This is a genomic window from Stenotrophomonas sp. GD04054, assembly GCF_029836955.1.
Taxonomy (GTDB): Bacteria; Pseudomonadota; Gammaproteobacteria; order Xanthomonadales; family Xanthomonadaceae; genus Stenotrophomonas; species Stenotrophomonas maltophilia_A.
In genome coordinates this window covers 198,358-212,832 of sequence record NZ_JAOECR010000001.1, presented here as the reverse complement: position 1 = coordinate 212,832, position 14,475 = coordinate 198,358, and the positions used below count along the sequence as shown (strand labels likewise).

General features: G+C 64.6%; 11 protein-coding genes. 6 read left to right on the top strand and 5 right to left on the bottom strand.

Annotated features, from left to right (window positions below; all coding sequences use genetic code 11):
* Window positions 1-3: 3 nt before the first annotated feature.
* The 5 genes from N7573_RS01045 to N7573_RS01025 all read right to left on the bottom strand — a co-directional run bounded on the left by N7573_RS01045 (window position 4) and on the right by N7573_RS01025 (window position 7,033).
* A complete protein-coding gene (locus tag N7573_RS01045; RefSeq protein WP_279911805.1) occupies window positions 4-660 on the bottom strand; it encodes a TetR family transcriptional regulator in 657 nt (218 codons plus the stop codon).
* A gap of 56 nt (window positions 661-716) precedes the next feature.
* Window positions 717-1,292 (bottom strand): TetR/AcrR family transcriptional regulator, encoded by a 576-nt coding sequence (locus tag N7573_RS01040; RefSeq protein ID WP_279911804.1) that lies wholly within the window; start codon window positions 1,290-1,292, stop codon window positions 717-719.
* A gap of 76 nt (window positions 1,293-1,368) precedes the next feature.
* Window positions 1,369-2,898: a TolC family protein gene (locus N7573_RS01035; protein ID WP_279911803.1), complete on the bottom strand. Its 1,530-nt coding sequence runs from the start codon at window positions 2,896-2,898 to the stop codon at window positions 1,369-1,371.
* 2 nt (window positions 2,899-2,900) lie between these two features.
* Complete coding sequence (locus N7573_RS01030) at window positions 2,901-5,948, bottom strand: efflux RND transporter permease subunit (protein ID WP_279911802.1); 3,048 nt, start codon at window positions 5,946-5,948, stop codon at window positions 2,901-2,903.
* The gene (locus N7573_RS01025; RefSeq protein ID WP_279911801.1) at window positions 5,945-7,033 is read right to left on the bottom strand and encodes an efflux RND transporter periplasmic adaptor subunit; all 1,089 of its coding nucleotides are present in this window, start codon (window positions 7,031-7,033) and stop codon (window positions 5,945-5,947) included. The genes N7573_RS01030 and N7573_RS01025 overlap by 4 nt, the downstream gene beginning before the upstream one ends.
* Before the next feature lie 346 nt (window positions 7,034-7,379).
* Between N7573_RS01025 and N7573_RS01020 the strand changes: the two genes are divergently transcribed.
* The 6 genes from N7573_RS01020 to N7573_RS00995 all read left to right on the top strand — a co-directional run bounded on the left by N7573_RS01020 (window position 7,380) and on the right by N7573_RS00995 (window position 14,442).
* The gene (locus N7573_RS01020) at window positions 7,380-8,498 is read left to right on the top strand and encodes an AraC family transcriptional regulator (RefSeq protein WP_279911800.1); all 1,119 of its coding nucleotides are present in this window, start codon (window positions 7,380-7,382) and stop codon (window positions 8,496-8,498) included.
* Window positions 8,499-8,673: 175 nt separating this feature from the next.
* Entirely contained in the window at window positions 8,674-9,084 is a 411-nt protein-coding gene (locus N7573_RS01015) for a hypothetical protein (RefSeq protein WP_012511082.1), read from the top strand.
* 265 nt (window positions 9,085-9,349) lie between these two features.
* Complete coding sequence (locus tag N7573_RS01010; RefSeq protein ID WP_279911799.1) at window positions 9,350-10,030, top strand: DUF3313 family protein; 681 nt, start codon at window positions 9,350-9,352, stop codon at window positions 10,028-10,030.
* Window positions 10,031-10,234: 204 nt separating this feature from the next.
* Window positions 10,235-10,837: a sigma-70 family RNA polymerase sigma factor gene (locus N7573_RS01005; RefSeq protein ID WP_071228350.1), complete on the top strand. Its 603-nt coding sequence runs from the start codon at window positions 10,235-10,237 to the stop codon at window positions 10,835-10,837.
* Entirely contained in the window at window positions 10,834-11,877 is a 1,044-nt protein-coding gene (locus N7573_RS01000) for a FecR domain-containing protein (protein WP_279911798.1), read from the top strand. The genes N7573_RS01005 and N7573_RS01000 overlap by 4 nt, the downstream gene beginning before the upstream one ends.
* Window positions 11,878-11,985: 108 nt before the next feature.
* Entirely contained in the window at window positions 11,986-14,442 is a 2,457-nt protein-coding gene (locus tag N7573_RS00995; protein ID WP_279911797.1) for a TonB-dependent siderophore receptor, read from the top strand.
* The last annotated feature ends 33 nt before the right edge of the window (window positions 14,443-14,475 follow it).

Here is a 14,475-nt window from a genome sequence, read left to right as displayed (position 1 = left end):
GGCTCAGCCCACACATGAGCTGAGCCACGCTCCGGCGGCCGCGAAGGGAACAGCCATGTGCAGCCTGAGCAGGTCTTCCACGGTGCGTGCCCCGCCCATCTCCAGGTCGAGGATGCCGGGCTCCAGGATTGATCCCAGCAGAACACCGACCGCGATCGCATGAAGGCTGCGGGCCGCAGTGGCTGTATCAACGCCCTCACGGAGCTGGCCCAGTGCTCCTGCACGCTGGTATACAAGCTCCAGCATGCGGACCTCCGGCATCGCGCACGCCGCGAGCACGTCGCCTATGCCGCCCAGCTCATGTGATGCACCAGAGCGCAGCAGAAGCTCAACCGTTCGGCGAACGCGTGGGGTGCGGCGTGTGTGATCAAAGACCCTGACCAGGTCCGCAAACAGAAGCTTGAACGGGTCACTGCACTGCTGGATGGCGGCTTCCCGCAGTCCTTCGGGTGCATCTGGCCGCCCTCTCGCGGAAAGTTCACCCAGCAGGTTCTGACGGGACCCGAAGTGCCAGTAGATCGCGCCGCGCGAATAGCCGCACTCGGTGGCGATCAGCTCCAGCGTGGCGCCCGCGGGTCCATGGCGCAGCAGGCACACCAGTGCGGCATCGAGGATCCTCTCACGCGTGGCGTGTGCGTCCTCCCTGGTTCTTCTAGCCATGGCACGGTTGCATCCCTGCTGTTCGATGAGCGCGCGACCGCGCGTCCTGATCGTCCTTAGACAAGGCGATGGGACGGACCGTGGCCACAGCGCTGCACCGGGATCTGCGGCGTTTGAATGTCGATCTTCGGTTCATTGGCGGGGGCAGGGCAGGACAGTGAGCCAAGCCACAGACCATCGGCGGCGAGACGCGCAGACCTCAGCGTGGGATCGTCGGCCTCGGACGGCTCGGTGGCCAGCTTCTTCTTCATCCACTCGATCCACTGCGACGCGGATACCTGGGTCAGGTCCAGGCGGATGATCAGGGCCGAGAGCATTGCAACGTCGTGCCGCCTGCAGCCCTCGACCACCGATTCCACGTAGGCGTTGGTGAATGCGCCGGAGCGGAGCCCGTTGGCACGCATTCTCCGTTCCACATCCTGATTGAAGTTCTGCAGCCAGCACGAGAAAGTGGCGTCGATGAGATCCTGCTTGCAGTAGAAGTGATGGAACATCGCGCCACGGCTGACGCCCGAGCATTCGAGAATCTCACTGACGGTCACCGAAGACCGGCCATTGCGGACGATAAGCGCTGCCGTTTCGCGGATGAGTATGCCGGGCACACGCACGGACGAACTGTGGGTAGCGTTCAAGAGAGTTTTCCTCATGTAGCGGGCGACGAACGATCCGCCAGGCCGGTACGGGCTGGCGGGTTGCCGTTCGAGCCAGTCAGTGATGCGCAGCGGATGCTTCGCTTTCGGCGCTCTTCCGGGAAGCGATGGGCCTGCCGATTTCAATCTCCGGGTCTCCCTTCTCGGGCTGCCATGCCCCCAGCGCCAGCTGCACCTGCACGTGGGCCATCAGCAGCCCGGCCTGTGCCGCCGCAAGCTCTCTGCGCGCCTTTTCGTGCAGCGCCTGCTGCTGCAGGCCGGCATCCTTCGGCTCGATTCCGGCGTCCACGCGGGAAGAGGCATAGGCCGAAGATCTGCTGCTGAGTGCCTCGGCATTTACCGCCTGCTGCATCCTGACCTGGGAACTCGTCCACGCATGCAGGGAGTCCTCACTCTCCTTCAGCGCCGTCAGCACGGTCTGCTCGAAGGCATGCCAGTTCTGATCACTGCCGGCGCGAGCGGCTTCCTCCCTGGCCTTCTTCCGGCCAAAGCTCAGCCACTCCCACTGAAGCTCCGGGCCGGCCGAGAAGCGCTTTGCACTGGAATCGCCCAGCGAACCGAACGGTGCAAGAATGCCGCCGAAAACATTCAGCGTGAGGCGCGGAAGGTGCGCGCGCTCGGCGAGTACGACGTTGCCAAGGCTTGCTCGCAGTAGTGCATCGGCCTTGGCGACGTCCGGCCGCCGCGCCAGGAGGTCGGTCGGCTGCGCAAGCGATGCAAGATCCGGCGGGACCGGCAGTGGAGCCGGGGCCAGCAACGCCTCCCAGGCATCATCCTGCGCGGTCGGCGAGCGGCCCGCAAGAACCGCCAATGCGGCCCTGTCCGCCTGCAGCCGGGTAACGGTTGCCGCCTCCTGCGCCACCAGCTCGGCATGTTCGGATTCGACCGCAAGTGCCTCCCTGCGATCGACCAGCCCTGCCGCATACCGGGCCTTCACGCGCGCCACGCGGGCCTCGCTGAGGCCAACCTCCCGCTCAAGAGAGGACAGGCTGATCTGGTCCATCCTGAGCAGGAAGTAGTTCTTCGCAACCTCGGCCTGGAGTACTGCGGCAGCTGACCTCGCGTCAGCCGCCGCAGCATCGGCCCTGCGATCGGCCATGGCTGCAGCGGTGCCAATGCGCCCAAACAGGTCCAGTTCCCAGGAGAACATCTGTCCGGCGGACAGCAGCCTCTGGGAAGGGGGGCGGGGAAGATCCTGGCGATAGGGATCCGCTTCGATCTGGGCGGACTGCATGGCTTCGGCCTTGACCTGCAGCGCACCGCTCGGCAGATAGTCCTTGCGCGCTGCGCCTGCCAGTGCGCGCGCTTCCACCACGGCGGCAAGGGCAGACTTCAGGTCATGATTCCCGCGCATGGCCAGGCTGACCAGCGCATCCAGGTTGGGGTCGGAGAAGTCCTTCCACCATTGCCTGTTGGGCGTCCCGGGCAGGACATCCGCGTCCAGCGCCGCCGGCGTGGGGGCCTGGCCCACATGATGCCGGGCTGCGGCGTCAGGGATCTCGGTCCTGGGAGCCACAGAGGCGCAGCCAGAAGACAGGGCTACAAGCACAGCAATCGACAGGCAGGCAACTCGATTTCCAATAGACATGATCATGCCTCCTCGGCCGGGTGAATGCGGTAGAGCGCGGCATACAGCGCTGGAATGAGACCCAGCGTGATCAGCGTTCCAAGGGCAAGGCCGCCGATCATCACGATCGACATGCTGGTCCACATGGAACCGCCAAACAGCAGCAGCGGGACAAGGCCGAGAATGCAGACCATCTTGGTCATGACGATGGGGCGCAGGCGCTTTGCTGCAGCCTCTTCAATGGCCTGGAGAGGAGGCAAGCCATCGCGCTGGCCTTCGTCGATCGCATCGATGAGCAGAATCGCGTTGTTGACGATGATGCCGGCAAGTGCGAGCAGCCCCAGTGTTCCGATGAAGGTCAGGCTGGTGCCACTCAGCTTGAGTGCCAAGGTCGCGCCGATGACCACGAACGGAATGCTCGCCAGGACGATCAGGCTCTTGCGGATGCTCTCGAACTGCCATACGAACAACAGGAACATGGCAGCAAGGCAGAGCGGGAGCAGCTTCTCGATGCCTTCGTTGGCACTCTTGCTTTCTTCGATCTCGCCACCGAGTTCAACCCGCACGCCCTGCTTGCGGAATTCGGAAAGAAGTGGCTCGACCTTGTCCGCGATCCCCTGGGCCGTCAGCTCGGAGCTCTTTGCAAGCACGGTGACCGCGCGCATCTGGTTCACTCGCTGGATTGAAGACAGCTGCGGCGCCAACCGAAGCTTGGCCACCTGGCCCAGGGGCACGCTTCCGCTGCCATCCGCCTTCTGGATCGGGAGTGCCTCAAGCTGGCCGATATCCGTGCGCAGTGCCGCTTCTCCGCGGAGGATGACCGGGAGAACGGTGTCGCCCTCACGATAGCGGGAAATCGTTGCGCCGGTCAGCAGCATGTCCATGCTCTTGGCGATGTCCGCGCTGCTGATGCCTGCGGCCTGGGCCTTGGGCTGATCGACGTCCACATCAAGCTGGACAACCTGGCGTTCGGCATCGCTGGATACATCCACCATCCCCGGCGTGTCCTGCAGCGTGCGCAGCAGCTTCTCGGCGGCAATCCGATGTGCGCCGTCGCTGCTGGAGATGCGGAACGTCGCAACGCCGGCATCCGAAGACCCCATCGAGAACCGCTTGGGCTCCACCCGCACATCCGGGAAGTGTGTTGCCATCACAGAACGCAGCCGCTCAATGGCCGCTTCATGCTTGACGCCCTTCGCAAGTGACAGCACGGCATACGCGCGGTGTCCTGCGGGAGTAGGGGGATTCAGTGCCAGAATGAAGCGTGGGCCACCATCGCCCATGTACAGGGCGTGGCTGGAGATCTCCGGAACGAGCTTCTCGTCGGCCAGCACCTTGCTGATCTGGTGAGCAACCGCCATCGTATTGGCCGGACTGGAATCCGGGGACAGCTCGATGGCCATCTGCAGCTGATGGCGCTCGGACGGCGGCATCAGCTCGTTGGGGACGGTGGTGAACAACCAGCCGGAGGTTGCCAGCAGTGCAACCATTACGCCGATGTAGATGGCCTTGTGCCCCAGGATCCAGCGGACCTTGCCGCGGTACCAGCCCGTCAGCCGCTCGACCGCGCGTGCGGTGCGGCTGAGTTCGGCATGATGATGGGCAAAGTACTTGCACAGCAGCGGAATCAGGGTAACGCCGATGACCAGCGACAACAGCAGCGCGATGGCCATCACGATGCCGAGGCTGCGCAGATACTCGCCGGTTTCCGTGCTGGAGATGGCCAGCGGCATGAACGCGAGGATGATCGCCAGCGAAGAAACCAGAAGCGGCACGAACATCGTGCTGCCTGCGTGAGCGGCAGCCTGGTCCGGCGACTCACCCAGCGAGAGCCGCCGCTCCATGTCCTCGGCAACCACGATCGCGTTGTCAACGAACAGGCCCAGGGCAATGATGATTGCACCCACCGAGATCATGTGCAGATCGATGTTCAGGATCTTCATGATTGCCATCGTCCCCAGCACCGTGGTCGGCACGATGGCGCTGACAATCAGGCCGGTCCTCATTCCAAGGAACAGCACGACGACCGCCATGACGATGGCCAGGGTCTCCAGGAAAACCTTGGCAACACGCAGCAGCTGGGTGGAAACAACCTCGGCCTGATCCGTGATCTGGACAAGCTGCATGCCGGCCGGCAGCGTTGCCGAAAGCCGTTCAACGTCGCCGCGCAACAGATCGGCGAAGCTGACCACGTTGAGTCCTGGCGCCATGGAGACCGCTATCACCACGGCCGGCGTGCCATTGACGAATGCACCCGTCATCGGCGGGTCCTGGGTAACCCGTTCCACTCGCGCAAGGGCACCCAGCGGCACCGAGCCACCCTTCGGCAGCGGTATCGGCGTGCTCTTCAGCTGGGAGGGGTTGTCGGCGTCACCGCTCACGTTGAGCGTGATCTCCGAACCTCCGATCTCGACATAGCCCGCCGGCGCAATCACATTGCGCCTGGAAACCGCATCGGCAATCACATTGGGGTTGAGCCCACGCGCAGCCAGGGAAGGCACGTCCAGGATGATCTGGACCTGCTCGTCCCTCACGCCGTGCAGCGAGACACGTTCCACCCCGGGCAGCCGGAACAGTTCATCGCGCAGGCGGCGGGCTTCTGCCCGGAGCTCGCCTGCGTTATAGCCATCGCCGGTCAGGCCCATGGTCATCACCGCAACCCGACCGAATTCGTCGTCCACGACCGGGCCAATCGTTCCCTCGGGAAGCTGGCTCTGGATGTCCCCCATGCGTGAGCGCAACCGTTGCCACACGATGGGAATTTTCTCCGATTCCACGGTGGGATAGAGATCAACGTAGGTGAACGCAAAGCCTGGACGGACAGTCGTCCGGATCCGCTTGACCTCCGGCATGCCACGAATGCTCTCCTCGATCGGGCGAGCGACCAGCTGCTCGACCCGGTCCACGCCGGCGCCCGGCATGAAGCTGAGTACCGTCGCCGTGCGAATGGTGATGGGGGGCTCTTCAGTGGACGGGAAGTCCAGCGCCAGAATGAGGCCGGTGAGGACGATCGCTACGATCGCCAGCAGGGTCAGGCGGGGACGCGCCAATGAGAATGAGGAGAGGCTCATTGTTCTGATCCCATCTTCATGTCGACAGGCTTGATCTGCGTGCCCGGGCGGATGGCCTTGGCACCCGCAACCACGACGCGCTGACCGGCGGAAATCTGCCCGCTCACCTCGATCCAGTCACCGTGATACTGACCCAGATCTACCTCCGCCAGCTCGGTCGTCTTGCCATCCTTTGCCAGCCGAAGCACCTGGCCCTTGCCGCCAACGGCAGACGGCAGAACAGCCCGAAATGGCACTTGAAGCCTGGCTGGGCCTGTATCCGTTCCAGTGATCCGGACCGACCAGGTCGAACCCACGGTCGCCGCCTCGGGCACTGCGATGTATGCGGTACGCACGCCGCCTGCATCAACGCGGCCGTCGACACGGAGCACCTTGCTCGCCACGGTGTCCGAGCCGCTGATCAGGTTGACCACCTGCCCAACAGCCAGGGGAGCAGTGCCCGGAATCGCGACAGACAGCTCGCGGCCCGCACCATCGACCTGGATGGCAGCAGCGCCGGGGCCCACGGACTGTCCAACTTCAACGTTTCGGGCAGCCACGACTCCGTCAAACGTTGCCTTCAGCGTGGCTTCGCCTTGCGACCAGCCGGCGAGCTCGTGCTGCGCGCGGGCATTGCGGACGGCCGCATTCGCAGCCGCCAGTTCGGCCTTCGCGGCGGTCATCTCCGCCGGGCTGAGCGCATCAGCCTTCTGCGCAACATCCAGTCGTTCGACGCGTCGCTGGACCTCGTCCAGTGCGGCCTGCGCGCGTGCGACGTCGCCGGCAGCGGACGCCTCCTGCGCTGCAAAGGGGACCGGATCCAGTCGAGCAAGCACCTGTCCCTTGCGTACAACGTCACCCGGTTCAACAAGTACCGCGGAGACCTTTCCGGAGACCGGGAAGGACAGCTGTCCTCGCTGCGTGGCACGCACGGTGCCGATGTAAGCGCGCTGATCGCCAGCAGCCTGTCGAACGGAGGCGACATACGCGGTGCGGGCTTCTGCCGTCCCGCTCTCTGGTGTATCGGAACATCCCGTCATCGCGGACAGGGCAATGGCCAGCGCGCTGAGACGAGGCACCAATGACCAGGTCATATGGGTTTTCACGTTCGATTCCTTGTATGGGTGGTCAGTTCCACAGACCAGCGCGGTGTGGTCAGGTCTGCAGGCGGCGTAAATTTAGGGGGACACCTGGACCACGAACAGGACACTTCCGGACATGCCGGGGCTCGTACAGGTCATCTGGGACAGGCGGCGCACTCAAAGCGGCCATCCGGACAACGCAGTCCCACCTGAAGCCAGTCAGTCACATCGACGCTGGATCATCATCCGGACCCATCAGGAGCATTACCGGACACGCGGGGGCCGTTTAGGCCACGCGCGGTCTCCTGCATTGAAATCAGTCCCCCACGGGATGACTATGGGGACTGCGAAACGCCCCTTCGAAAACGTGATGGCTGCCATCTCCAAGAATCTGCCGACCTCCATGGACTGGCGTGAGCCCGGTGAGGAACTCGCGTTGGACGCGACGTCTCTGAACCCCTCCGACGATCCAGGGTCAACGCACGAATCGCAGATCGCAGAAATCGTGCCGACCGGCGCCAGGGCCATCCTTGGGCTTGTTGAAGAACGGGGTTTCTCGCCGGAAGAGCTGTGCCGCGGGCTTGGTTTCACGTACCGCGATCTCTCGATGAGAGATGTAAGGCTGTCCTACAGACAGATGCGCAAGCTGTTCATGCGCGCAGAACGATTGCTGGACGAACCTGCATTGGGCCTCGCCCTGGGAGCCCGGCAGACACCCATCTCCTGGGGTGTTCCCGGCCTGGCGATGCTCACCTGCGAGACCTATGGGGAAGCCCTGAACTATGGGCTCAGCCACCAGCAGGCAATCGGCGCCATGCTGATTCACACGATCGAGGAAGCGGGTCGTGAAATCCGGATGGAGGTCCGATTCCGGCGCTTTGATATCCAGCTGGAATCCGTTCTTGTGGAGGATGCATTCGCGGGGTTCGTCGCCGTCAGCAGGTACCTAATTGGCCCCTCCTTTGCACCGCTACGGGTCGACTTTTCCCTACCCAAGCCCTCCGATCCGGACGTCTACCGGCGGTTCTTCCAGTGCCCGGTGCGCTTTGATGCAGGGATCAACCGCCTGACCTTCGACTCACACTGGTTGAGTGTGCGGCTGCCAGGCTTCGACCGGATCAACTCGAAGATCGTACGCGACCAGCTCGACACGCTGCTGCCAATGCGGGGCGTGCGCAATGAAATTGTCGAATCGCTGTCGAGCCACCTGCGGTGCGACATCGAGACGACCCCCCGGCAGAGCGAACTCGCAAGCCTGATCAATGTAAGCGAGAGAACGCTCAGGCGCCGGCTCAATCGCCAGGATTCGAGTTATCGGGAACTCCGCGATGAGGCCCGGTATGAGCGGGCCCGCGATCTCCTGCTGAACTCAGAGTTGAGCATCGCCGAAGTTGCAGACGCGGTTGGATACTCCGACGCCCGTGCATTCCGCCGCGCATTCAAGCGTTGGGCGGGTTGCCTGCCAACCGAGTTCCGGGAATCCAGGTAGACAGCATCCACCCTGGTTCCAGCACGGCGGGTAGCCATCGGTAGAGACCGGGCCACCCAATCACGTCGGGGCTGCCGCCGGGCCGTGCTGCCGGTGGTGGTTGCGCGTCTGTAGTCCATTGCACCAGTGCGTGTGCAGTCCTCTCCAGCCACCCCTCCTTCACCTGGGTAGAACCATGAAGCGCATACGGCTGTTTGAATCGAAACTCGCGGCGAGATTCCTTGAGGTCGATCGATTGGCGCGCGAAGGCGCCACGTTGAAGAACGTGGCTGAGAACATGCGCACGATCACCATTGCGGTGACGATGCTGATCGTGGTGGGGCTGCTGATGGACGTTCCGGCGTCCGTCATTCGTGTGGCGGCCATCGCATGGGGGTGCTGGGCACTGGTCTATGCGCTGCTTGCCGCAGCACAAGCAGGACTTCTCTTTGTCCTGCTGCTTGGCGAGGTGGCCCTGTTGAAGCACATCCTCATCCGAATTGGATTTCTCAGAGGCGCCATTGCCACAGGATTCGCGGTGCTTGTCGTGATCATCATGGCAGTGTCGTGCGTGCTGTTCGATCCGAAGCACATGTTGCATTGGTGATTGCCGACATCCTGCCGACACCCTGCAATCGTCGGGCCCGGCATTCCGGACCGGCCAAGGCGAGCCCCGCACATGGGGGATGTTCGACCTCGATTGATTCCGTTCCACTCAACCTGCGAAAGTCATGCACTCTGCAATTCCCTGCTGCCGTAGTCATTCATCAGGCGGCGATCGAACTGCCACTCTGGCCAGAACATCCGGTTCCGGACGCGCCGCGAAAGGCTGCTTGTCGCGGCGGGTTCCGCAGCTCCTCGCAGGAGTGGGAATGCTGTTGCTGGCCGCATGCAGTCCGGTGCATGTGGTCAGGTCAAACCAGGCCAGGACCTATGCGGGTCTCAGCATCCACGGGGAGCGTCGGATGGAGATCGTGCCAGCGGGTAGCACGCACGGGCACTTCCAGACGGTGACTCTCGCCCCCGTCCTGCTGATGCCAGAGGTAGCTGCAACGCTGAGCCCGGGCGTCGGTGATCGCCTCAAGGCTGCCGTAAGCAGTCAGCTGCAGCGGCAGATCGACAGGCGCCTGGGCTGGAGTGGGGCAGGGCGGCCGGGAACGGGGCTGTTGCTGCTTGCAAGGATAACCTCGGTGAAGGAGGTGTCTGTCGGCCTGAACATTGCCACATCGGTCCTGATGGGACCGGTGAGCAAGGGGCAGCTTTCCCTCGAGATCGAGGCGATCGACGCAGGCACTGGCAGGCAGGTAGCACTGCTGCTGCTCGCCGACGAAGCCGATATGAGGGACATCCGGAAAAGCTACACCCCGGACGGTCACGCCAAGGCGATTGCAGGCCGGTTCGCGATTGAGGCGGTGGAGTTCATCGCGCCAATGGTGCGATCACGGCAGCTTCCCGGAGGGCGCAACTGCCGTGCGCTTCACCCCGGTTCCCAGGCCTCATCCGAACCGCGGCTGCAGGAAAGGGAGGGGGGAGGGAGTTCCAATTGCAAATGACTCTCACTACACTTGCGGCATCCCACCCCTTCCGCCGCCTATGGCGGCCAGAACTCCGGCTCCCGACGTGAATTCCCCGCCCCACCTGTGCAGACCGCTGGCATTTGCCCTGAGGGTGATGTGTCCACGCTAGGCCGGGGCACGGGCAGCAACGCGGATCGGGCCTCGTCCACGGAGGCGGGCATTCCGGAAGACGCCTCGCCAATGGGCGGGAACCTCCTTGCGAAAGCCTATGCCCGCTGGCGCGGGCCCATTCTGCGCAGCCTTGCGCGTGTCAGAGGTGCAGACGGTGAGGACGCCCTGCACGACGGTGCAGTCAAGTGGCTGGCGGCAAACCCAGCACTGGCGTCGTGCGACCAGCAAGGTGCCTATTTCCGGCGGACGGTGATGAACACCGTGGCCGATGAGTATCGTGAGCACACCGCAGGCCGCCGTCTCCAGACCCTGCCACTGGCAGATGCCGAGGATGCGGGCCAGGCCATCACCAGCGATGAATCACAGTGCCCGTTGCAGCTCAGCGCCCAGCGGCAGCGCCTGGAGCGCCTGCGAGAAGCGCTGGCCGAGCTGCCGGAACGTCAACGCGAGGCCTTCGTGCTCTGCCGCTTCGATGGCCTGACCCAGGAGGACGTGGCCGCTCGCATGCAGATCTCCCGCCGCATGGTGGTCAAGCACCTGTCGCGAGCGGTTGCCTACTGCGAAGTGCGGGTACGCTATGCGTCTCTGGCACAGATGCAGGAACTGCATCGTCCGACCAAGGCGGGCGAGGCGTTGGCGCCTGCCATCGATGCTGATTTTCCCTGCCGATGACCGATCTCCCTTCTCCCGCAGATTCCGACCCGTTTGCCCTGCATGAGGCGGCGGCCGCGTGGCTGGTACGGCGGCAGGATGCGGACTGGCAACCGAAGGACGAGGCGGCCCTGCAGCACTGGCTGGCCGGGAGCGAAGCACATCGACAGGCGTTCGCCGATGTGACCAGAACCTGGCACGACCTGGGCCAGCTGCCACGCCCCGTACTGGCCTCGGACGCGCATGCGGTGATCACCCCAGCAGTACCTGCACCTGCCGCTCTACGGCGGGGCAGGGCGGCGCGGCGTGCACGCTCGTGGCGCCTGCCACGCGTTGCGGCGGCTGCGGCCGTGGCGATGCTGGCCTTGGGGTACGTCGGCTACGGTTGGTACGCCGCGCCCAGCTACGTACAGGACGTGGCCACCGGCGCGGGCGAGATACGTGATCTGCAATTGCCGGACGGCTCACGGATTTCGCTCAATGCACGCAGCACGCTGGCCGTGCATTTCTATCGATCCCGCCGTGAAGTGGTGCTCAACCAGGGCGAGGCGTTCTTCGAGGTCGCCCCGGCGGCCGACCGGCCCTTCACCGTTGATGCCCAGCGCAGCCGGGTGACGGTGGTCGGCACGGCCTTCAATGTGCGCAATGGGCCGGGCGAAGTCGTGGTCAAGGTGCTGCATGGGCACGTGCGAGTACAGCCGGATCGCGCCGAAGGTGCCTCGCCGGTCAGCCTGCGCGCCGAACAGGGCCTGGCCGTTACCACGCTCACCGCTGCTTATCGCCCCATCGCCGCAAGCGCAGACAGCATTGGCGGTTGGCGCAATGGACGCCTGGTGTTCCGGCGCACCCCGCTGGACGAAGTGGCGCAGGAGGTCGGGCAGTATCTGGGCCATCCCGTCACGTTGGGCCAGCCAGGGCTGAAGTTCCTGCCGGTCTCCGGCTACGCAGCCACCGATGCCCCGGCCACCTTCCTGGAAGCACTGCCGGATCTGTTGCCGGTGCAGGTGACCCGCAATGCCCAGGGCGGCTACCGCATCGACGAACGGCCTGTGACCCGCTGACGCCGGAACGAAAATTTCTTCCGGCGCGGGTTCCCACCCCACCGCCATTTTCCGTTTACCCCAGTGAGGCCAGTAGCGGCCAAGCATGATGGAGCGGTAATGGGGTACATGAAGATCAAGCGCGCACTTGTTGCTGGCGCGTTCTCTACGGGGGTACACGCCAAGCGGCTGCCGTTGCTGGCGCTGTGCATTTCCAGCGCGCTGGCAGCGCCGGCCATTGCACAGTCGCAGCCGGCTGCACGCGTGCAGTTCAATATTCCGGCGCAACCGCTGGATGCCGCACTGCGCCGCTTTTCCGAGCAGTCCCGGCAGCAGGTGCTGTTCAGCGAATCGGCGGTGGCGGGCCGTCGCGCTCCGGCCTTGACCGGCAGTTACACGCCGCAGGAAGCACTGGCGCGCCTGCTGGAGGGCAGTGGAGTGCGTGTCAATGCCACCCGTCCGGGCGTGTTCACCCTGGCGCAGGAAGCAGCAGCGCCTGCGCGCAGCAAGGATGCCCAGACCACCCTGCAGACGGTGAACGTGACCGCCAATGCCCCAAGCGATGGCGCTTACACGGCACGTGAACTGAGCCTGGGCAAGCTGGGGCAGAGCATCCGCCAGACCCCGCAGTCGGTCAGCGTGATCACCCGCCAGCAGCTGGACGACCGCAACCTCACCACGCTGGACGAGGCCCTGGCGCAGACCACGGGTGTGACCAAGACCGCCCGCAACTTCGGCAACCACAAGTTCTCGATCCGCAGCTTTACCGTGGACGACAGCAACTATCTGGTCGACGGCGTGGCCGGCATCGTCTATGCCCCCGTGGGTTGGCTGCCGATCGACACCGCAGTACTGGAGCGCGTTGAAGTGCTGCGCGGTGCTGGTGGCATGATGCTGGGTGCAGCCGACCCCAGCGGAGCAATCAACATGGTGCGCAAGCGCCCGCGCGACCAGGCTCATCTGGATCTGGCCGCAACCGTGGGCTCGTGGGACAACTACCGCGTCGAGGTGGATGGCGGTGGCCCGCTCAATGCTACCGGCAGCGTGCGCGGCCGACTGGTCGCCGCCTATCAGGACCGCGACTACTTCCAGCGGGGCACCTCATCGAAGACGCCGGTGGCCTATGGGGTGATCGATGCCGATCTGGGCACGGATACCACGCTGACCTTCGGCCTGCGCCATCAGGCCAGTGACACCGACGGCTACTGGCTGTTCGGCCTGCCGCGCTACACCGATGGCGGTGCGCTGGACATCAAGCGTTCCACCTCGCTCATCCAGGACTGGAACCGGCAGGAGGGCTCCGTCGACGAAGCCTTTGCAGAGGCGGAGCACCGCTTCAACGAACGCTGGAAGGCACGCCTGTCGGTGAACCGCACCGAGTCGGACCTGGACCAGCGTGTCGCGGTTCCGCTGGGCGGGGTGGACCGCGCCAGCGGCATCGGTTCGCGCTTCTATGACATCTATTTCAACCGCTCGCGCGTGCGCAGTGATGGCATCGACCTGCACACCACCGGCAGTTTCGACGCGTTCGGCCGCAGCCATCAGCTGCTGCTGGGCGCGATGTGGTCGCGCCAGCGTACCCGCCAGAGCTCGGCGGACCTGGCCATCGACGTGCCGATTGATGTCTACGCACCCGACCACAGCGCCATCGCGCAGCCGCTGCAGCCCGCGTGGGACTGGTCAGAAAACGCCCGCGCCCAGCAGAGCGGCGTGTACAGCAACCTGCGCCTGCAGCTTGCAGAACCGCTGCACCTCACGCTGGGGGGCCGGCTGAGCTGGGTGAAGTACCAGTCCAGCGATGGCTTCACCGGCGCCAAGAGCCGCGACTACGAACAGAAGCACGAATTCACCCCGTACGCCGGCCTCGTCTACGACCTGGGCCCGCAATGGTCGGTCTATGCCAGCTACGCCGATACCTTCCAGCCGCAGAGCTCGTACGTCACCGCGTCCGGCTCGGTGCTGGATCCGGCCATCGGCGCCAACTACGAGCTGGGCGTAAAGGGTGAGTTGAACGATGGCCGCCTGAATGTCTCCGCCGCAGTGTTCTCCATCCGCAAGACCGGCAACGCCGTGGTGGACGAATCCGACCCGGGCAGCTGCCGTGGCTCGCTGGCGTCGTCCGATTGCTACCGCAATGGCGGCAAGCTGCGCAGCAAGGGCTTTGAGCTGGAGGCCAGCGGCGAACTGGCGCCGGGCTGGCAGATGATGGCGGGCTATACCCACGTCACCAGCCGCGACGATGAGGGCGCGACCATCAGCGCCGAGACGCCCCGCCACCTGCTGCGCCTGTCGACGTCCTACCAGCTGCCGGGCAAGTGGAACGCGTTCTCTGTGGGCGGTGGTGTATCGGCACAGAGCAGCTACTCCTATCCGGCCTACGACGACCCGGACTGGCGCATGGGCGCAGCGGGACGTGCCGTGTGGGACCTGCGCGCCGGCTACCGGATCAATCCGCGCTGGAGCGTAGGCGTCAACGTGGCCAACCTGTTCGACACCCGCTACTACGCGATGATCAGCCAGATCCGCCGCGGCAACTTCTTTGGCGAACCCCGCAATGTGATGCTGACGCTGCGCGGCTCGCTGTGACCTTCCGCAGCCGGCGGGGCAACGGCCTGCCCG

Excerpts from the sequence above, each read along its gene's own strand:
- N7573_RS01045 (WP_279911805.1), bottom strand. The coding sequence starts at position 660 with ATGGCTAGAAGAACCAGGGAGGACGCACACGCCACGCGTGAGAGGATC.
- N7573_RS01035 (WP_279911803.1), bottom strand. The coding sequence starts at position 2,898 with ATGTCTATTGGAAATCGAGTTGCCTGCCTGTCGATTGCTGTGCTTGTA.
- N7573_RS01030 (WP_279911802.1), bottom strand. The coding sequence starts at position 5,948 with ATGAGCCTCTCCTCATTCTCATTGGCGCGTCCCCGCCTGACCCTGCTG.
- N7573_RS01020 (WP_279911800.1), top strand. The coding sequence starts at position 7,380 with ATGGCTGCCATCTCCAAGAATCTGCCGACCTCCATGGACTGGCGTGAG.
- N7573_RS01015 (WP_012511082.1), top strand. The coding sequence starts at position 8,674 with ATGAAGCGCATACGGCTGTTTGAATCGAAACTCGCGGCGAGATTCCTT.
- N7573_RS01010 (WP_279911799.1), top strand. The coding sequence starts at position 9,350 with ATGCTGTTGCTGGCCGCATGCAGTCCGGTGCATGTGGTCAGGTCAAAC.
- N7573_RS01005 (WP_071228350.1), top strand. The coding sequence starts at position 10,235 with ATGGGCGGGAACCTCCTTGCGAAAGCCTATGCCCGCTGGCGCGGGCCC.
- N7573_RS01000 (WP_279911798.1), top strand. The coding sequence starts at position 10,834 with ATGACCGATCTCCCTTCTCCCGCAGATTCCGACCCGTTTGCCCTGCAT.
- N7573_RS00995 (WP_279911797.1), top strand. The coding sequence starts at position 11,986 with ATGAAGATCAAGCGCGCACTTGTTGCTGGCGCGTTCTCTACGGGGGTA.